Here is a 20,750-nt window from a genome sequence, read left to right as displayed (position 1 = left end):
TGTTTTATACTTTTCAAATTTTCATCATTAATAATGATTAGCAGTTAAAAATAAATATCCCATTAAGCTATTTTTTGTTATGCCTAGCATAGCTTTTTGGCTCTTCACCTTTAAATAGCCGCATAATATTACTACTATGACGAATAATGATTAAGCAAGAGAGCATTGTCACAGGTAACGTCAACTCGGGCTTGAAAAACCAGACAAATAGAGGTGCAAAAAGAAAGCCAACAATTGCAGCCACAGATGAATAGCCAGTAATAATTAGCGCCAAAAACCACGTTAAGAGAAAACAACCAGTAAAATCAAGTCCAATAGGCGCCATCATGCCTAAAGCAGTTGCAACGCCTTTACCACCACGAAAATGAAAGAAGCAAGGGAAAATATGACCAAGACAAGCTGAAATACCAATTATGCCTAAAAAGAAAGGTGATATCCCTAGTCGATAAGCAATATAAACAGGAATCGCTCCTTTTAACATATCAAATATTAATACGATAACGGCAGGTAAACGGCCATTAATTCTTAATACATTGGTTGCGCCCGGATTATGAGAGCCATGCAAGGAAGGATCATGTAACTTCATCACATGGCAAATAATCATGGCGCCAGACAGTGAACCACAGAGATAAGCAATGATGATCATTAATATAATTTGTAATGTCAAAATACCTCTCCTATGGTTACCGTAGTTTTAGTCTAGATTATTTATCTTTTTGTCGTTGCAATAATGGTTTTAAATATTGACCTGTATAGGATTTTTTCGATTTAGCAACATCTTCAGGGGTACCTTCAGCAATGATCTCACCACCACCACTTCCTCCTTCAGGACCTAGATCGACAATCCAATCAGCAGTTTTGACAACATCTAAATTATGTTCAATCACGACTATAGTATTGCCTTTATCTCTTAAAGAATGTAATTGAGCGAGCAATTGTTTTACATCGGCAAAATGTAAACCTGTAGTTGGCTCATCAAGTATGTAAAGTGTGCTACCAGTATCTCGCTTAGATAATTCTTTTGCAAGTTTCACCCGTTGTGCTTCACCACCAGATAAAGTAGTTGCTGATTGACCAATGGTAATGTAAGCAAGACCAACATCAATTAAAGTCTGTAATTTACGTGAAATCATAGGTACTGCATCAAAGAACTCACGCCCTTCTTCAACCGTCATATTTAGGATTTCATTAATCGATTTACCTTTATATTTAATCTCTAATGTTTCACGATTATATCTTGCACCATGGCACTGATCACAAGGTACATAGATATCTGGTAAAAAGTGCATTTCGACTTTTATTAGACCATCACCTTGACAAGCTTCACAGCGTCCACCTTTGACATTAAAACTAAACCTTCCTGGATTATAACCTCGTGCTCTAGCTTCTGGCACACCAGCATAAAGTTCCCGAATTGACGTAAAAAATCCAGTATATGTAGCAGGGTTTGAACGTGGTGTTCGACCGATAGGACTCTGATCAATTGCGATGACTTTATCAAAATAATTTAATCCTTTGATTGCTTCATAAGGTGCAATGTCACTTTTTTCCGCGCCATTAAGCTCATTTTGGGCTAAAGGATACAAAGTGTCATTAATCAAAGTTGATTTACCGGAACCAGATACACCAGTAATACACGTAAATAAGCCAACTGGGATATTCAAGGTAACATTTTTAAGATTATTTCCCGTCGCACCAATAAGTGATAACATTTTTTTCATATCGATTTTGGTTCGCTCAGCAGGAATTTCAATTTTTTCCTCACCAGAAAGGTATTTACCCGTTAATGAATTTTTACATTCCATTATCTGTTTTGGCGTACCTTGTGCAACAACCTCACCACCATGAACACCTGCACCAGGGCCAATATCAATAACATAATCAGCAGCCATAATCGCTTCTTCATCATGTTCAACGACAATAACGGTATTACCTAAATCACGTAAGTGAGTCAATGTGTCAATCAAGCGACTATTATCACGTTGATGTAAACCAATCGACGGTTCATCAAGAACATACATCACACCAACTAATCCAGCACCAATTTGGCTAGCCAGTCGAATACGTTGCGCTTCACCACCCGATAAGGTTTCAGCAGAACGAGATAAAGTTAAATAATTTAAACCGACATTAATCAAAAATTGCAGCCGATCATTTATTTCTTTTAAAATCTTTTCAGCTATTTGCGCCCGTTGTCCGGTCAATGTTAACTTATCAAAAAAGTCCTTCGCTTGTTGGGTACTTAAATTACTAATAGTTGGTAAATTAGTATCGTTAATAAATACATGTCGAGCTGTTTTACATAACCTTGAACCTTCACAACATGGGCAAGGTCGATGGCTAATATATTTAGCCAACTCTTCACGAATTGTTTGCGAATCGGTTTCTTTATAGCGACGAGAAAGATTATTGATAATGCCTTCAAAAGCATGTTTACGCTTTACAACATCACCGCGATCATTAGTGTAAACAAATTGTATTTCGTCACCACCTGAACCATTTAATAAAATATTTTTTACTTTTTCAGGTAATTTTTGATAAGGTTGATCGATATCAAATTTATAGTGTTCAGCTAACGATTTTAACATCTGAAAGTAATAAAAATTACGTCTATCCCAGCCTTTAATCGCGCCTGCAGCTAAAGAAACTTCTGGCATTTGTACAATTCGATTGGGATCGAAATATTGTTGTATCCCCAACCCATCACATTCAGGACAAGCACCAGCAGGATTGTTAAATGAAAACAGTCTTGGTTCAAGTTCCGAAATACTATAGCCACATATTGGGCAAGCAAAATTGGCAGAGAACAGATGTTCTTCAGCTTTTGGATCATCCAAATTCGCGACTTTAACAATACCATTGGTAATTGAAAGTACTGTTTCAATTGACTCAGCTAAACGTAGTTTCAAATCATCACGAATACGAAAACGATCGACAACCACTTCAATAGTATGTTTTTTCTGTAGCTCAAGTGTCGGAGGATCGGAAAGATCATAAACATCACCATCAACCCGAACGCGAATATAACCGCTAGCAGCAAGTTGTTCGAATAATTTCACAAACTCACCCTTACGCTCAGTAACCACCGGCGCAAGTAACATATAACGATTTTCTGAAGGTAATGCCATAATACTGTCAACCATTTGCGAAACCGTTTGCGCAGCTAATGGTAAATTATGATTTGGACAACGTGGCTCACCAATTCGAGCAAATAACAGACGTAAATAGTCATAAATTTCGGTGATTGTGCCTACTGTTGATCGCGGATTATGTGATGTTGATTTTTGCTCAATCGAAATAGCTGGCGACAAACCTTCAATATGATCAACATCAGGTTTTTCCATTAGTGATAAAAATTGACGAGCATAAGCTGATAACGACTCAACATATCGTCTTTGTCCTTCAGCATATAAGGTATCAAACGCTAGTGATGATTTACCAGACCCAGACAGACCAGTAATTACAACCAATTTATCTCTTGGAATAACTACATTGATATTTTTTAAGTTGTGTGTTCTTGCACCACGAATATCGATATCTTTAATTGACATAGATCTCTTCTTATATGTGTGTTTAGATAAATAGACAAAAGATTAACTGTATATTATACCAGTATGGAATGATTAAATATACAACTATATAGCTCAATAGGGTCGGTTAGTAAAATTTCAATAATATAAACCAAATTTGTTCATTAAATAATAAAAATAAAGCATTTTTTAATCATTCAAAAACCCCGTTCCTCAAAATTTTTCTTAATAGATTAGAACTAAAAATTATATTTCTATAACTTAAAATTATTTGTTTAACAAATATAACCATTTTACAATAAACAAGTAATTGTGTTTTATAGTGTGAGGAATAGTTTTGAATAACGATGTATTACAAGCTTTAAATTTATTAAAATCAAAAAAATGGATTGATTTGACCCATGCATTTGATCACAATTCACCACATTTTTTTATGTTTAATCCAGCCGAAATCAAAACGCTATTTGATCATAATGATGGTTTTTTAGCACAAAACTTTAGTTTTGCTGGACAATATGGCACTCACTTAGATGCGCCTATTCATTTTGTGCCTAACACTCGCTATTTGCATGAATTACAATTACAAGAACTAGTATTACCGTTAATTGTTATCGACCAATCGCAACGAGCACAACAAGATCCTAATTTCTCTTTTTCAGTAGCAGACGTATTAAGCTTTGAACAGCAGCATGGACAAATTGAATCGGGTAGCTTTGTTGCATTACGAACAGATTGGAGTAAAAAATGGCCATCACAAACGGCAATGGAAAACAAAGATGCCGATGGCAATAACCAAATTCCGGGATGGGGACTTGATGCACTGAAATTTTTATTTGAGGAACGAAAAATTAAAGCTATTGGTCATGAAACTTTTGATACTGATTCAGCCAAAGCATATAGAGAAAATAATGCTTTAAAAGGCGAATACTATGTTTTAGAGCAAGATACTTATCAAGTTGAGTTAATGACCAATTTAGATCAACTGCCAGCTAAAGGAGCAGTTATCTTTAATATTGTAGCCAAACCTAATAATGCATCAGGTTTTCCGGTTCGTTCTTTTGCTATATTACCTTAATTTATTCATCATGCCCTACTATCTATTTTGGTTAGATATTAAGGGCTAATATTTCGGTAAATATTGATTTGCAATAAAAAACGGTCATTAAGACCGTTTTATTTATTAATTCTCAATTAATTTTGGTGTAGCGTCCAAAGGTATTATAGCACCACGATACTGAATCACAGTTCCTGCCACTAGATGACCTTGGCTGGCTGATTGTGAAGGAGTTTTACCACTTAAACGAGCAGCTAAATAACCAGCACTAAATGAATCACCAGCAGCTGTAGTATCGATAACATCTTCTTTAGCAATTTTATTAGCTGGAACTTCAAAACGACCTTCCAAAGAATCAATGATGCAACTATCACTACCACGTTTTATCACTATTTCCGAAACACCAAAGTTTTTAGTACGCTCAATAACTTGTTCATAAGGTAATTTACCCCATAATAAATCTTCATCATCTAAAGTTAAAAAGGCAATATCCGTGTATGACAAAATATCTGAATAAACGCTACGAGCTAAATCAAAGCTACTCCACAAACGAGGACGGAAGTTATTATCAAAAATAACTTTACCACCATTCGCCTTAACTTGTTTTAATAACGCTAATAATTTAACGATACTTTCTGCATCTAAAATTGCGATACTAATACCACTTAAATAAACATAATCACATTTAGCAATTTGTTCAGTAACTTTGGCTGTTTCGGCTGTTTTTAACCAAAATTTAGCTGCTGCATCATTACGCCAATAATAAAAAGAACGTTCACCTTGCTCGTCAGTAACAATTGAGTAAAGCCCTGGCATTTTATCAGCCATTCTTTGAACTAGATCAGTTGAGATATGCTCTTTTTGCCAACTATCAAGCATTTCTTGACTAAAAGGATCGGTTCCTAAGCCTGTCACATAGTGAATCGAAAAATCTTTATTGGTCAACAAACGCGATAAATAAACCGAGGTATTAAGCGTGTCACCACCAAAATTACGGGTTGTTGAATCTTGTTTTATTGAAAGCTCAATCATACATTCGCCAATAACAGCGATATTTGTAGTCATAGTGTTACCTAAAATCCTTACTCTATCTATAAATAATTCAATGCAATTTTTACCACAACTTTACGAACCGTAGCAATCTTATTATCAACAGCACAAAGCGGTTTATGAACTTCATTGGGTAAAAAAACAATAAAATCGTCAGGCTGTAATATTAACATAGTTTCTTCGTTAGGCGTTTTGATAAAAGCAATATCATTTTCTACTATTTTATCATCTAAAACTTGAGTGTGTGGAGGCAAAGTACAAATAGCCATACCTTCCTGCCCTTCTAAAACAATTTGTACATCAATATACTTTTTATGATATTCAGGATTAGCGTCATGAATATATCTTAATGAATTATCTGACACCATAAAAAACATATTGTCACCATCGATATCATAACGACCAGCTGGTGTATTGCTATTAACATTGTCCTTTACGTATTCAATCGATTGTTTAATTTTGGCCGGCAAGTATGGAACTAAATCCAAATGATTAACATTACCTAAAATCATACTCAATGCTCCTTCACTTATAAATTGATGCAATAACTATTCACTATACTCTTCTACATACAACTATATGGAAGAATAAAATCTTTAGGCAAGAGTATATACTCAAGCAATAATTTTTTATAGTTCATTTATTAAAAATTAGGAAAAACAATCTATTATCGAAATCACGTAAATATTAAAAAACCGCAATTATGCGGTTTTAAAAAAGAAAATTTATAAGAATATATTTAGATCAAATTATTTCTCTTTGGCAATTTTATCCAATGCCAATGGTAAAAATTTATCTAATTGTTTTTCTACTTTGATATAAGCAGATAATGGTAATTTGTATGGGTCAGAAAGATCTTCATTTTTACCTGTGGCAAATTCAGATAATGTAAATACTTTATCTTTCGATTCTGGGAATTTATCCAAAATTTTATCTTTATGTTTTTGCGTCATTGTCAGTAAATATTCTGATTTATCGATATCCTCTTTCACTAATTGCGTTGCTTTATGTGAAGATATATCAATATTTCTATCTTTTAATACCTTAACTGTACCTTCTTCTGGTGTTAATTCACTTGGATCAACATTAACACCCCGTGATCGAACCTCAATATTGAGATTATGTTTGTCAACATAATCCTTAGCCAATGCTTCGGCCATAGGGCTACGGCCTGTGTTACCTGTACAAACAAAAGTAACAACATGATCGAATGCATAGCAAGAAACACTAAACAATGCCAATAAACCAACTAAATATTTTTTTAAATTAAACATGTTTTACCTTAATAATTAACTAAAAATTCGATTTTATAATAACAAAAATAACATAAAATTCTAATTTAGCTTTATTTCAATGTTTAGGTCTATAACATCCTATTTATTTCATTATTTAGATCATATTTAATCTGCAAAAATAAACAAGAATAACCACTGTCTAGCGATATAATAGGATTATTAAAAGAAAACTATTCATAATTTTTATCAATAACGTTGTAATTAAAATGATAAACAATAACCCTACTCTGCGGAGGATTAGCTTCTCCAATATCTTTTAATTTTAGGTAATATCCCATTTTAATTTTAGCATTTGACGATTGAAAGCCTATTTAAACAATCTTAATTTTACTTATTTTCATTATTTTCCTTTAACAAGGTTATTAAATGACTACGACTTTGTTGTAAAAGTTCAATTTGTTTATCAAGTTTTAAAAGTGTTTCACTCAAGCCATTTTTAAACTCCTTACAAGGAGAAAATTTGTTACTTTGATATTGCCAACAAGGAAGGATCTTACGTATAACTTTTAATGTTAATCCGGCACTACTTAATTTATGAATGAGTTTAACTCGGTCAATGTCCTCTATTTCAAACTGACGATAACCTGAAACTGTGCGTTTTGGTGAAAGAAGTCCTTCTTCTTCATAATATCTAAGCATTCTAACACTGATCTGACTTAATTTTGATAATTCACCAATTTTCATATCACTTCCTATTGACTCTAACAGCTATGTCATACTTTACCATATGGTTTTATTTATTAAAGGAGATATTAAATGATCAAATTAATTACGTTAGTTAAACGCCAAAAGACATTAAGTTATCAAGAATTTGATAACTATTGGCATAACCATCATGCAAATTTGGTTAATTCACAAAAAGAAGCGCTAGGAATTCTTCATTACGTCCAAAGTGTTCCATTACAGGATAAAAAACCGGGAAATGCTATGCGCAATAGCAGAGATGCACCTATTTTTGAATTTGATGGAATGGCTGAAATTTACTGGCAAAGTAAAGAAAAAATGTTAAGTATCAGAACTTCACCTGAAGCCAAAAGAGCCATCCAATTATTATTAGATGATGAAAATCAATTTGTCGATCACTCACAATCGCTAATCTGGTATGCAACAGAGCGAATAATCATCTAAATGTAAAATGAATGATTATTGTTAGCTGTACGTTTAGTTTAATAATTTTTTAAAATCTTACAATAAAAAAGCCATTCGATATGGAATGGCTTTTAGATATTAATTGAAGATAACAACTGAGAAAGTGCTACTCCCACTCAATTGTAGTATAGTTGATTTTTATCATATAAATCAATGTATTAATTTTTTATTTAAAATTTATATCGTTATAAATACTGTATGAAACTATTTGTATAAAATTTCATCTAAAAAATTAGATTTTTTTCGATTGCACTTCCTACACAACAAACGCAAATTAGCTACGGTTGTAGGTCCACCTTTAGAATAAGGAATTATATGATCAAATTCAATTTCATCATCAGCGACATATTTGTGGCAAACTTGACATACATGATTATCTCTACGAACAACCTGTAACATAACTTGCCGTGAAATATTTCTACTTTTTGACCTATAATCTTTCGTTTCAGTTCCTCCACTTTGAACAAAAAAAACAGGGCATGCATGTCCAAACATACGACACCCAATTTCAGAAAAATATTTTTCTACAAACTCTTGATTATCAGGTTCTAAATAACTTAATAAACGAAAATATTCAAAAATATCCTCAGGTGTAATATTTTTTAGTTGTTTAATTTCTTCTAATACTTCCTGATATCTAGTCTTTGAAATAGATAAATCAAATTTAACCGCAGGATGTGCGGCAGGAAAGAATTCAACTAATACACCATAAGGACAATATTTTAATTCCCAACATGGCTTACAAACAGAACCTTCGGGAAAAGAAGACTTTTTCATATGTAGTCCATTAGATTATTATATAATATTAAAAACACAAAACTTCGCTTCGCTCTTGCCAATATTCATCTAGTTTAACTCTAGTTGTGATGATTAACTCTATAATGTCCATTAGTGATTTTTCACTAAATTGGATATACTCTTTTAACATTCCTTCTTTTGACATTTTCAATCGAATATAAGTGTATCCTTCCTCATTTGTACTTTCCCAGTTTGCATGAACAACTAAATTTCTGAGTCTTGCTGATTCTTTAAGATTATTAATAAGTGCATCATAATCATTTATGATTTTTCCAAAACTTAAATGAAAATCATCACTAAACTTCTTAAATAACTCAATTTTTGATGAAAAATTCATTGTATTTAAGACAATTAAACCTGTCGAATCTGTTCTATCTGTAAATATTTCACATAGCATCGAATCCAAATTACTTTCGAGTCCATTAAAATACATAACAATCAATCCAATCATTGGTAGAATTCTTTCAATATATTCTTCAGCTTTATCTTCATCTTCAATATCGTGAAAAAGATACTGTTGGAATTGTAGGTGTTTACGTTGCATTTATTTCTCTTATAAATCCTATTAATGACATTATGTTTAATATTATATCACCATAATACCTTAAATCATTTATATATAATTTTACCTATCCCCTGCTTCTCGCCAATATAAATAATAAAAATGGGAAAAGACCTACTAATATTTATACTCCACTAAAGCTATAATTATTTCACCTTCAATTTTTATAATATCGTCACCGACCAATTTTCTTAACCAACGAGAAATTTTTTTATCAACATCGATACCTATAGTTTTCATATCAGAACAGACTATGATTTCGTACACTCACAAACTTGTTGTATTCGATTACGTATACACTCCCATAAAGCATTATGGTTGGTTGTTAGGTTGGGTATTCCTTTCAGTTCAGGATATTTATCAATACCTGATTCTTGGGATGCTCTTGGTGTGTCAATAATCACTAAGGAGGAAATTAGCTCCTGATCGTCATCATAATACAATTCAATCGGTCTTAGGTCATAAGCACTTTTATCTGGCTCTTCGGTAACTTTCATTTTAGTGCTGTTTAGGATAAATGCTTTATCTTGAATATGGTTATCTTTTTCTCGCCTAACATTAAATTCAGCATCTAGAGCAGCACGAAGCGCACTAGAGCCTCTTGTAACTTATCTTGATCTTTACCACTGTGATGAACTAATAAAATAGTTGCGTCTGTTTTCACTTTTAATATGTTACAACCTTGAATAAATGCCCCCCATATTCTTAGCCGCGTTTTCGTCGCTCCCACCAAAACCTCTAGCCAATGTATCAAGTACAATTAATTTAATCGGTAATACATTATGATTTTTAATCATCTCTATTGTCTCAATTAATTGATTTAAACTGTTAGGACGGTTGGAAATGCGGTGCATTCAATACAAACAAGTTTATTAACGAGCTGTCAGTTATTAAATTTCGTTTCTCATGCTTTAATTCTAGATGGAGCTTATTGAGAAAAATTATGGCATCTATCAACTCAGAAGAGTACCAATTGGTGATCAGTGCATTAAAAGATCCTCGAATTTAAAAAAATATAATTCTAGAAAAATTGGATCAGACATTAAATAGATCACAATCTTTCATTGCTAACATCGAAAATGGAGAACGACGGTTAGATATTGTAAAATTACTATATATTGTTCGGTTACTATCTCTAGATCTAGCTTAAGTGATAATAAAAATTAAATAACTGAATAATACATATAATGCTATAAGCCCTAAACTCAGGATAATAATTATGAATGAAAGAAAATATCGTTACAAGAAAGCAAAAAATACAAAAGAACATATTGAAGCAATATATGAGGATTTAACTTATTCTTCTAAAGAAAATTATTATACAAATAAGACACTAAAAGATTATTTGTCAGATATATTATCAATATTAAAATCAAACGAAAAAGCTGATGAGCAAAAGAAGAGAAGAGAAGAATTTTTAATAAACTCCTCACTAAAACTATTAGCCTTGATTTCTTTTTGTATGATATGTTCTGCACGAGAGGGTAATGAATGGTCATGGTTCAGTAACTATCAATATTTAGTAAAGCTATTTGGAATTATCCTATCATTTATTTATATTGGTATTTCAATTGAGAGAACATCTTTTTTTAAAACAGTATGGAAATTTGGATTTACTAAATTCATTATTTCAATAGCTATTTCAGCTCTTATCATTTTTTGTACTAGTAAAGCGTCTGAATTCATAAATATTGTATTTCATGTTGATGCATCAGTATTTCCTTATACCCGTGCTTATATGACAGGCCTATTAGTATTTCAATACACCTCACCATTTTTTATCATTATTATCTTTTTTTCTCTACTTCATTCTTTAAATATTTGGCAATATATTCAATATTTAAGAAAGAAAATAGATAATTACGAAGAACCACCTATATTATCAATTATATTCTTAGTGTTATCTATTATTGTCCTCAGCTTCTCTTACCATTGGCTTACTTATGATTTTTCTGAAACTGAATACCCTTACAAAGTTTATAAGTTAGCTCATAATCTTGATTTTAATCCTATGCACCCATGTACAAATATCGATGAAAACACAAAAGTTATCTTTCTAGATTCTCAATATAGTAAAGTATTGATTGATGAAAATAGTGTTCAAACTAGAAATTTTGAATCATTTGTAAATAAAGATAAAAGCTACCTTTCAATACCTAAAAAATTTAACATCGTTTCTTGTAAGCTGGATTAAAATGCCAGCTTTTTATTGAAGAATATTATTATTTATCCACTCATCAACCATAACATCCGAATATTGGAGTAACTTTCTTAATTGTTATGCATATTCTGCTTAATTATATACTAATCTAACGCCACTTTGCTCATGGATTAACGCTTTTTCTATCCTGTCAGAGATATAAGCTGCTTTATGCAAATGTGTTGAGGAGGTTTGGCAAATATCATGAAGTACGAATTCTCTATTAGTAATCCTTTTCTTTGCGCTAATCACAAAGTAATAACTTGAAAAATTACAATATTTTAATATGTTAGAAAATTTTAAAATACACTAATAGACTAAAAAGCCAGTAATACAATTGATATCACTGGCTTTTTAGATATTGATCTATATTAATAACAAAAAGAGAACGTTACTCCCACTCAATAGTCGCTGGCGGTTTGCCGCTGATATCATAGACTACTCGTGATATACCATTAACTTCGTTGATGATACGGTTTGATACTCTTCCTAAAAAGTCGTATGGAAGATGCGCCCAATGGGCGGTCATAAAGTCGATGGTTTCTACGGCACGTAACGAGACAACCCAATCATAGCGACGACCATCGCCCATAACACCAACTGAACGTACCGGTAGGAATACGGTAAACGCTTGACTAACTTTGTGGTATAGTTCAGCTTTGTAAAGTTCTTCGATAAAGATAGCATCCGCTTGTCGTAGTAAATCACAGTACTCTTTTTTCACTTCACCTAATACGCGTACACCTAAACCTGGTCCAGGGAATGGATGACGATATAGCATATCGTATGGTAAACCGAGTTCTAAACCAACTTTACGCACTTCATCTTTGAATAATTCACGTAATGGTTCAACTAAGCCCATTTTCATATCTTCTGGTAAACCACCAACATTATGGTGAGATTTGATGACATGCGCTTTACCTGTGTCAGCGGCGGCTGATTCAATAACATCGGGATAAATAGTCCCTTGAGCTAGCCATTTTACGTCTTTAAGTTTTGCTGCTTCTTCGTCAAAAACTGCAACAAATTCACGGCCAATGATTTTACGTTTAGCTTCAGGATCTGCTTCACCTTTTAATGCCGCCATAAAGCGATCTTCAGCATTAACCGCGATAATATTTAAACCAAATTTATCACCAAACATGTCCATTACTTGTTGTGCTTCATTTAAACGTAATAAACCATGATCCACAAAAACACAGGTTAACTGATCGCCGATTGCTTGATGTAATAATAGTGCAGTAACCGAAGAATCAACACCACCAGATAGGCCTAACAATACTTTATCTTGGCCAACTTTCTCTTTAATACGTGCCACTGCATCAGTAATAATTGAAGAAGGTGTCCACAATTTTTCACAATGACAAATATCGATAACAAAGCGTTGTAATAATTCAAATCCTTTAACGGTATGAGTAACTTCAGGATGAAACTGTACACCATAAAATTGTTTTTCATCATTTGCCATGATTGCAAATGGACAGGTTTCTGTTTGACCGATTAAATTAAATGTGTCTGGTAATGAGGTTACTTTATCACCATGGCTCATCCAAACATCAAGCTGATTAATACCTTGATCATTAATGCTATCTAAAATTCCGTCTGTTAATTTTGATTTTGCAACAATATCTACTTTAGCATAACCAAATTCACGTTGATTAGATGCAGTAACGACTCCGCCCTTACCTAACTGGATCGCCATTGTTTGCATACCATAGCAAATACCTAATACCGGCACTCCTGCATTAAATACATATTCAGGTGCACGAGGGCTATTTTGCTCGGTAGTACTTTCGGGACCACCCGATAAAATGATACCTTTAGGATTAAATTGTTTAATTTTTTCTTCCGAAACATCCCATGGCCAAAGTTCACAATAAACACCGATTTCACGAACTCGTCGAGCAATTAATTGAGTTACTTGTGAGCCAAAATCCAAAATTAATATACGCTGCTGGTGGATGTCTTTATTCATCAATCTTAATTCCTAAAATATGGGCTAATATAAAAATTGGTGGCTATTGTATCATCTAATTATTAAGCTTAAATAGCGTATAAACATTTTTTTTGTATATTCATACTATGACATAAAGATTTATAATCTTATTTTGTACATAAATATATTGATCAAGATGAGAAAATAGCCGTTTGCAAAGAGAGGTATAAATTATTTAGCTTATTAAGAAAATTCATAGCGTCTTAACTTCAATAAAGGTCATTAAAAATCGAACTATATCGCAAAACTCAATGTTGTTACTTTAAAATTCGTTATTATTAATGCAAAAATAACTCGAATTTATCTATAGATAATAGTTTAAACAGATAGTAAATTCACATTTATATAATTTATATCACATAAATATAAACCCTAAAGAGCTAAAAACCAGTCCCAAAAGTATTTTGTCATTTATTGAATTGCAATCAAAAAACCGTATTTAAAAATAAGAGGATTGGTAGGTGAAATAAAAATGAGAGGTTATTAATAACCTCTCATAAATTGCCGTATAAATACTAACTATTTAGCAGCATTTTGTTCTTGTGCTGATTGAATAGCTGTTAATGCGATAGTATAAACAATATCATCTACCAATGCACCACGTGATAAGTCGTTCACAGGTTTACGCATACCTTGTAACATAGGACCAATTGAGACAAGATCTGCTGAACGTTGTACCGCTTTGTAAGTAGTGTTACCAGTATTTAAATCAGGGAAGATAAATACGGTTGCTTTACCCGCTACTTGTGAATTTGGTGCTTTAGATTTTGCCACATCAGGCATAACGGCAGCATCATATTGTAATGGACCATCGATCATTAGATCAGGGCGTTTTTCTTGTGCTATTCGAGTTGCTTCTTTCACTTTCTCAACATCGGCACCTTGTCCAGAACTTCCGGTTGAATAAGAGATCATTGCAACGCGTGGTTCAATACCAAAGGCAATTGCAGTATCAGCAGATTGGATAGCAATTTCCGCAAGCTCTTGCGCATTTGGATCTGGATTGATTGCACAGTCACCATAAATATAAACTTGATCAGGCATTAACATAAAGAACACTGATGATACAAGTGAGCTTCCTGGTGCAGTTTTGATTAATTGTAATGGTGGGCGAATTGTATTAGCCGTAGTGTGTACCGCACCTGAAACTAAACCATCAACTTCGTTTGCTTCAAGCATCATTGTACCAAGTACCACATTATCCGCTAATTGCTCACGAGCAATGACTTCTGTCATACCTTTGTTTTTACGCAATTCGACTAAACGTGGTACATATTTTTCACGAATACTATCTGGATCAACGATTTCAACACCGGCGCCTAACGTAACACCTTGTGATGCAGCCACTTTACGAACTTCATCTGGATTACCAATCAGCACACATTTTGCAATGTTGCGCTCTGCACAAATTGCAGCAGCTTTGATAGTTCTTGGTTCGTCACCTTCTGGTAATACCACAACTTTTTTCGCATTACGAGCAAGTTCAGTTAATTGATAGCGGAATGCTGGTGGAGATAAACGTCGAGTAGAACTTACAACTTCATTTAATGATTTAATCCAATTTGCATCAATATGGTCAGCAACAAAGTTTTGAGTATTATCCATACGCTCTTTGTCATCAACTGGGATTTCTAGATTAAATTGTTGTAAGTTAATTGAAGTTTGGAATGTATTTGTTTTAACCGTAAATACTGGTAAACCAGTATCAAATGCTGGTTGACATAACTTATACACTTTTTCATCAATATCGTAACCACCAGTTAGTAATACCCCACCAATGGCAACACCGTTCATCGCAGCTAAACTAATAGTAACCAATACATCAGCGCGGTCGGCTGAAGTCACTAAAAGCGCATTAGGTTGGAGGTGATTGATGATATTTTGAACGCTGCGAGAACAGAAAGAAACATGTTTAATTCGGCGATTTTTTATTGCACCTTCATTAATAATTTTTGCGTCAAAATGTTTAGCAATATCGATTGCTCGGCAAGCACTTAAATCAATATTCCAAGGAATACAGCCAAGAACTGGTAACGGACTATGTTCGCTTAAATCCTTAATAGTGATTTTTTTATTATCAAATTTTGGCGTATGATAAATTTCGGCCACATCAGGACGAGCAAGGTTTTGCTCTTCAACTGGAGCATTGACTTTATTAACAATGACACCAATAATCTTATCATTTTTAATGCCACCAAAATTAGAACGCGCAATCTCAATACGATCTTTTAACTGTTCTGGATTATCTTTACCCATATTTACAACAAAAATAATTTCAGCGCCAAGTGTTTTAGCGATGTTATTATTTAATTCATTAGCAAAAGGATAATCAGTTGTCGGTACAATACCTTCAACTAAGACAACATCAGCACCTTTGGTATTTTCAGCATACAGCGCAACAATTTCTTCCATTAATACATCTTGTTGATTTAAACCTAATAGGTTTTCAACATGACTCATTTTTAACGGTTTTAACGTAGGAATTGATGTGTTAGTGCTAACTAAAGTAGTTGTATTATCAGGGGCATCGCCACCTGCTCTTGGTTGCGCAACTGGTTTAAATACATTTAAATTAATACCTTGACGCTCCATCGCTCGAATAACACCTAGACTTACACCTGTTAAACCAACATTGGTACCTGTTGGAATCAGCATAATGGTACGAGACATAATTTGTTTCCTCTTAATTCTTTATTAAATCCAAAAAACAAACCGCCTTATAGGCGGTTTTAAAAACTTTTAAGCTGTTAAACGTGCAGCATCTTGGGCAATGACGAGTTCTTCATTGGTTGGAATTACCATCGCGATTACTGAACCATCTTTAGTAATTGTACCGCCTTTACCAAAACGAGCCGCTAAGTTGCGTTCTTGATCAAGTTCAATACCAAGTAAGCTTAATTTTTGTAAAGCCATACGACGAACTTCTTCAGAATTTTCACCGATACCACCAGTAAATACGATTGCATCTAAACGACCGTCTAATAACATTGCATAACCACCAATGTATTTTACTAAACGATGAACAAAAACATCTAAGGCATTTTTTGCATTTTCATCTTTATCGTAATTATCGGTTACATAACGACAATCACTGCTAACACCCGTTAAACCTAGTAAACCAGATTTTTTATTTAATAAGTTGTTAATATCAGCAACAGACATTTTTAAGTTGTCATGTAAGAAGAACATAATAGCAGGATCAATATCACCACTACGTGTACCCATAACTAGGCCTTCAAGTGGCGTTAACCCCATTGAAGTTTCAACACATTTACCATTTTTAACCGCAGTAATAGAGGCACCATTACCTAAGTGACAAGTGATCACGTTAGTTTCTTCAACTGGTTTATTTAATAATTTAGCTGCTTCACGGCTAACATAATAATGGCTTGTACCATGAGCACCATAACGACGAATACCATGTTTAGTATATAATTCATTAGGGATTGCATATAAATATGCTTCTTTAGGCATTGTAGTATGGAATGCGGTATCGAATACTGCGACGTTTTTATCTTTTAAATGAGGAAAAGCGGCATAAGCTTCACGAATACCAATTAAATGCGCAGGATTATGTAAAGGTGCGAAAGCCGCTGCTTCTTCAATTCCTTTTAATACTGAATCATCAATTACAACTGATTGGGTATATTTCTCACCGCCATGAACAATACGGTGTCCAATTGATTTAATACTATCCAATAATTCTGGTTTTTGTGGAAAAATACTGTTAACAATAAAACGGATTGCTTCGCTATGCGCTGCACCAGCACCTAAAGAAGCTTCTTTCTTTTCACCATCTAATTTCCATTTAATACGAGCATCAGGAAGGTGAAAACATTCAGCTAAGCCAGATAAAAATTCATCACCATTTTCAGGGTTTATGATTGCAAATTTTAAAGATGAACTTCCACAATTCAGAACAAGAGCGTTATTACTTGATGACATAGTAATTCCTATAAATTGAATAAAAAGATATATACCAATCAAAATTGGTAACTCTACACATGATTAAATAATCAATGTGATATACAAGGCGACTTCTGATATCTTGGTTTTTAAGATAAAATAAAGAGAGCCCCCAATTTGAATGACACTATTTTAAGACATTAAAATGTGAATGTCGAGGAATCCAAATCAGATGAATTTAGTTAAAAAATTTAAGGCAGGTCAAACATATATGGATCTTTGCCCCAAAGATAAGGCGCTTTCATATTCATTTCCAGAATTAAAAATTATTAACCACATAAAAACCGCAAAAAAAATATTACCACCAATCATTATTGGCTTAATTGTTTGGCAATATTATCTGCCTGCACAATTAGCAGTAACGATTGTTACTATTCTATTTGCCTTGAGCTTACCTATTCAAGGAATATTATGGTTAGGCTATCGTTCTCAATCACCACTACCACTATATTTAGTTGATGGTTATAACCGAATTAAATCACAACTGATCGAAAAAAAAATAATCAATCCTAACCGAAATCCTAATGAAAAATTAACGTTTGAAGCACTAATGAAATTGATGAATCTATCTAAGATTCATCTAGGTAACTATTTTGGACAAGATGATGATACATCTAACCAACCATGAAAATATATCTATGCAGAATTTTTTGGAAAAATTAAAAGATCAGATAAATCAACTTGAGCAACAGATCAACCTATCTGATCAACCCACTTATCAAGAACACTATTTTGATGAACATCTGTTTAATAGCAGTAAGATTGAGGTCGATTTTCAATTTTATATCGATAAGATAAAGCTTACTTATCATTCTCTCTGTGATGCAGCTTTAACCGAAAAAATGAGTCAAATTGAATTCTTATCGGAAAAACTTATTGACCAAATTACTGCACTAAGTCGTGAGCTTGCTACTGTACATTTACGCAAGCAACCAACAAGTTATGTAATTCAAGAAACCGTTGCAGAAAAACATTCCAGACATTTAGATTATCTGCGACGATTGCAAGAGATGAAATATGAATTAGAACTATCGCCTGAGGCTATTGATTATACAAAAATAGCAGCATTAGATAATCGGATATATCGTTGTGAACAAGCAATAAAAAAGATTGAGTTAGATATGGAAAATGAGGTCTTCGATTAAAGTCGAATTATTTTATCAATGCAAATTTGAGATATTAACAGTGACCATTACTGCATGTTGGTGGCATATTGATTATTTATCTAAACCATGATTGTTAAATGATACACTTTAGCCTATCTAAAGCTAAATAATGCTCGTTTATAACAAATATAACAATATATACAAACTAAAACTTTTTAAATTAAAATTATGAATACATCATTTTGGTAAAAATTTAAACATGATAGCTATTATTTTTCTATTTTAATAAAAATAAAAATCTATTTATTAAACAAATAATTCCCTAACAGATAAAATAACCGCTATTAATTGATAATTTAAAGAAAAGTGAGTAGATATTATTAAATACCCCCCTCATAGCTAGTTATCGTAAATGATTACGAATCAAATAGATAAAAAGATGTTATTTCCTCAAATTAAATAAATGATAAAATACGAAAAATCCTTCATATTTACTAAGTTAATTTTATACTTTAAGTACACTAATAAATAATTCGTGTAGCTTACGACTAAATTCCGAATTTTCCAATTCCTCTGGTAGAACTAGAACATAGTAGTATAAGTCTTTAAGATGTAGATTAATATTGTAAGGTTCGAAATTCGTTTCCCTTTCAAATTCAATCAAAGTTGCAACCGCGTTCAATGAAACTTTTTTAGCTTCTATCGTTACACAGCCTTCACCTTGCATATCAATGTTATAACCATTCTCATAGTGATATTCAAGCATTTCATTATTCTTATAACTAAATAACCACTCGTCTCCCATCCAAAGGTTATAATAACTTTTGTAGTTAATAGCTATCATTTTTTTTCTCCATTCGGAGAAAACAACATTTATAGGTTTAGTTGAATAAAAAGAGTTCCAAGAACCAGTCCACTCCATAAATAACCCCAAAAATATTTCTTTTATTCAAAAAATGTGAGTAAACATTATAAATCAGAAGATAAAAACACCCAAATTAATGTACAAACATCAAAGAAATAGTATCGATTTTTTATAGATATATCTCTAAGAGTTTTTTATCAAACAATTTGTTGCCTAATATTCTTTTTCTTTTACTAAATATCAACTCCATCTCTTTATCTGTTAAAGACCTATTATATTTTTTGCTTAGGTATAAAATTGTCAAAAAAGGATAAGCATAATAGTCTGGGAATAATATGATATCTTTTATCGTTTCAGGCTTTAACTCAATAAGATTGATAGCTCTTGGCAAATAAATATCTCTCACCTTAGTAAAAATCCATTCACAAGTTTTTTTTCTTTCTTCTTCACTTCTGGGTAAATCTACATTACCACCCAAATTAGGAGCGAATGATTTAAAACCAATCTCCATTGAAGTATTCATTGCATAAACGACACCTTCGGGGTTATTTGATCTATATGGTGGATTTATTTTATTAAAAAAAACAATTAATTCTGGAGAATCAACACTTGTACTGAGACAGTATCCCTGAGCATTATTTAAAAACCTGAAACCTATACGGCCACTTGCTTGATTATCTTTTGTTTTTTTTATGGATATTTCCGTTTTTAAACATTTGATATTTGGGCTATATATGATGTTTTCCTTTAAATAATTATACAATTCAAATTCAAACAATTTTCTTAATTCAGCTGTCACCGACATTTTTGCTCCTTAAAACATCATACATGAATACCTATATTATAGAAGCTTACTCATATATCTTTATCTCACATAATATATTGATTTTTTAGCAACCTATTTTCATTAATCTCATTAACAATAATTTTATAATTATATTGATTTATAAATTGAAAATTTTATCTGTTTAATTTATACGTTATTAATCTTCTAAAATATTTAAAGCCATTTCAGTAGCGCCCTTAATATCAATATCATTCGATTTTAGTGATATATTAAGGCCTTTCCTCAATCATTCGTCGCGAAAAGCAACTGCTACTTGAGTAGTCCAGTACCTAACACTATCAACAATAGTTTCATCCTCCAATCAAACATACAGAGTAAGGAATAAACATAAT

General features: G+C 32.6%; 19 protein-coding genes and 1 pseudogene. 6 read left to right on the top strand and 14 right to left on the bottom strand.

What is annotated here, in order from left to right:
• Positions 1–67: 67 nt before the first annotated feature.
• Together plsY and uvrA are read right to left on the bottom strand one after the other, a co-directional pair.
• Positions 68–667 (bottom strand): glycerol-3-phosphate 1-O-acyltransferase PlsY, encoded by a 600-nt coding sequence (gene plsY, locus RAM17_RS06460; RefSeq protein ID WP_146208327.1) that lies wholly within the window; start codon positions 665–667, stop codon positions 68–70.
• Positions 668–704: 37 nt separating this feature from the next.
• On the bottom strand, positions 705–3,545 hold the full coding sequence (gene uvrA / locus RAM17_RS06455) for an excinuclease ABC subunit UvrA (RefSeq protein ID WP_110448067.1): 2,841 nt from the start codon (positions 3,543–3,545) through the stop codon (positions 705–707).
• A 322-nt stretch (positions 3,546–3,867) separates the two neighbouring features.
• Here uvrA and RAM17_RS06450 point away from each other — a divergent pair, with 322 nt between their 5' ends.
• Positions 3,868–4,605, top strand: a complete 738-nt coding sequence (locus tag RAM17_RS06450) for a cyclase family protein (RefSeq protein ID WP_110447974.1) — start codon at positions 3,868–3,870, stop codon at positions 4,603–4,605.
• 105 nt (positions 4,606–4,710) lie between these two features.
• Here the strand turns inward: RAM17_RS06450 and RAM17_RS06445 are convergent, their stop codons facing one another.
• From RAM17_RS06445 to RAM17_RS06430, 4 genes are all read right to left on the bottom strand, one after another.
• Positions 4,711–5,649 (bottom strand): sugar kinase, encoded by a 939-nt coding sequence (locus RAM17_RS06445; RefSeq protein WP_086356949.1) that lies wholly within the window; start codon positions 5,647–5,649, stop codon positions 4,711–4,713.
• A 26-nt stretch (positions 5,650–5,675) separates the two neighbouring features.
• The gene (locus RAM17_RS06440) at positions 5,676–6,146 is read right to left on the bottom strand and encodes a YhcH/YjgK/YiaL family protein (protein WP_110447975.1); all 471 of its coding nucleotides are present in this window, start codon (positions 6,144–6,146) and stop codon (positions 5,676–5,678) included.
• Positions 6,147–6,383: 237 nt separating this feature from the next.
• On the bottom strand, positions 6,384–6,908 hold the full coding sequence (locus tag RAM17_RS06435; RefSeq protein WP_110447976.1) for a low molecular weight protein arginine phosphatase: 525 nt from the start codon (positions 6,906–6,908) through the stop codon (positions 6,384–6,386).
• Between the two features lie 348 nt (positions 6,909–7,256).
• Positions 7,257–7,613: a MerR family transcriptional regulator gene (locus tag RAM17_RS06430; RefSeq protein WP_110447977.1), complete on the bottom strand. Its 357-nt coding sequence runs from the start codon at positions 7,611–7,613 to the stop codon at positions 7,257–7,259.
• Positions 7,614–7,685: 72 nt separating this feature from the next.
• Here RAM17_RS06430 and RAM17_RS06425 point away from each other — a divergent pair, with 72 nt between their 5' ends.
• Entirely contained in the window at positions 7,686–8,057 is a 372-nt protein-coding gene (locus RAM17_RS06425) for an EthD domain-containing protein (RefSeq protein WP_110447978.1), read from the top strand.
• 225 nt (positions 8,058–8,282) lie between these two features.
• Here RAM17_RS06425 and RAM17_RS06420 read toward each other — a convergent pair whose 3' ends face one another.
• The 3 genes from RAM17_RS06420 to RAM17_RS06410 all read right to left on the bottom strand — a co-directional run bounded on the left by RAM17_RS06420 (position 8,283) and on the right by RAM17_RS06410 (position 9,935).
• Positions 8,283–8,855 (bottom strand): HNH endonuclease, encoded by a 573-nt coding sequence (locus RAM17_RS06420; protein ID WP_110447979.1) that lies wholly within the window; start codon positions 8,853–8,855, stop codon positions 8,283–8,285.
• Between the two features lie 28 nt (positions 8,856–8,883).
• Positions 8,884–9,420 (bottom strand): hypothetical protein, encoded by a 537-nt coding sequence (locus RAM17_RS06415; RefSeq protein ID WP_110447980.1) that lies wholly within the window; start codon positions 9,418–9,420, stop codon positions 8,884–8,886.
• A 269-nt stretch (positions 9,421–9,689) separates the two neighbouring features.
• A complete protein-coding gene (locus RAM17_RS06410; RefSeq protein WP_146208328.1) occupies positions 9,690–9,935 on the bottom strand; it encodes a hypothetical protein in 246 nt (81 codons plus the stop codon).
• 446 nt (positions 9,936–10,381) lie between these two features.
• Between RAM17_RS06410 and RAM17_RS12540 the strand changes: the two are divergent.
• Positions 10,382–10,588 (top strand): annotated as a pseudogene (locus tag RAM17_RS12540) (helix-turn-helix domain-containing protein).
• Positions 10,589–10,657: 69 nt separating this feature from the next.
• Positions 10,658–11,632: a hypothetical protein gene (locus RAM17_RS06405; RefSeq protein ID WP_110447981.1), complete on the top strand. Its 975-nt coding sequence runs from the start codon at positions 10,658–10,660 to the stop codon at positions 11,630–11,632.
• 397 nt (positions 11,633–12,029) lie between these two features.
• On the opposite strand, the gene guaA is transcribed toward RAM17_RS06405, so the two are convergent.
• The 3 genes from guaA to RAM17_RS06390 all read right to left on the bottom strand — a co-directional run bounded on the left by guaA (position 12,030) and on the right by RAM17_RS06390 (position 17,579).
• Positions 12,030–13,613 carry a glutamine-hydrolyzing GMP synthase gene (guaA, locus tag RAM17_RS06400; protein WP_086364441.1) on the bottom strand — a complete coding sequence of 528 codons (1,584 nt, stop codon included), beginning with the start codon at positions 13,611–13,613 and terminating at the stop codon, positions 12,030–12,032.
• Positions 13,614–14,153: 540 nt separating this feature from the next.
• Entirely contained in the window at positions 14,154–16,304 is a 2,151-nt protein-coding gene (gene pta / locus RAM17_RS06395) for a phosphate acetyltransferase (protein ID WP_110447982.1), read from the bottom strand.
• A 69-nt stretch (positions 16,305–16,373) separates the two neighbouring features.
• Entirely contained in the window at positions 16,374–17,579 is a 1,206-nt protein-coding gene (locus RAM17_RS06390) for an acetate kinase (protein ID WP_110447983.1), read from the bottom strand.
• Positions 17,580–17,772: 193 nt separating this feature from the next.
• Here RAM17_RS06390 and yfbV point away from each other — a divergent pair, with 193 nt between their 5' ends.
• Entirely contained in the window at positions 17,773–18,228 is a 456-nt protein-coding gene (yfbV, locus tag RAM17_RS06385; RefSeq protein ID WP_181414668.1) for a terminus macrodomain insulation protein YfbV, read from the top strand.
• A gap of 22 nt (positions 18,229–18,250) precedes the next feature.
• Positions 18,251–18,745, top strand: a complete 495-nt coding sequence (gene priC / locus RAM17_RS06380) for a primosomal replication protein PriC (protein WP_306239636.1) — start codon at positions 18,251–18,253, stop codon at positions 18,743–18,745.
• A 466-nt stretch (positions 18,746–19,211) separates the two neighbouring features.
• Here priC and RAM17_RS06375 read toward each other — a convergent pair whose 3' ends face one another.
• Together RAM17_RS06375 and RAM17_RS06370 are read right to left on the bottom strand one after the other, a co-directional pair.
• Positions 19,212–19,628 carry a hypothetical protein gene (locus tag RAM17_RS06375; RefSeq protein WP_110447985.1) on the bottom strand — a complete coding sequence of 139 codons (417 nt, stop codon included), beginning with the start codon at positions 19,626–19,628 and terminating at the stop codon, positions 19,212–19,214.
• Between the two features lie 112 nt (positions 19,629–19,740).
• Positions 19,741–20,376 (bottom strand): hypothetical protein, encoded by a 636-nt coding sequence (locus RAM17_RS06370; protein WP_110447986.1) that lies wholly within the window; start codon positions 20,374–20,376, stop codon positions 19,741–19,743.
• Between the last annotated feature and the right edge of the window lie 374 nt (positions 20,377–20,750).

It is taken from the genome of Gilliamella apis, from assembly GCF_030758615.1.
In the GTDB taxonomy this organism is placed as follows: Bacteria; Pseudomonadota; Gammaproteobacteria; order Enterobacterales; family Orbaceae; genus Gilliamella; species Gilliamella apis_A.
The sequence above is the reverse complement of the archived record's forward strand: the minus strand, read 5'-3'. Positions and strand labels throughout refer to the sequence as shown.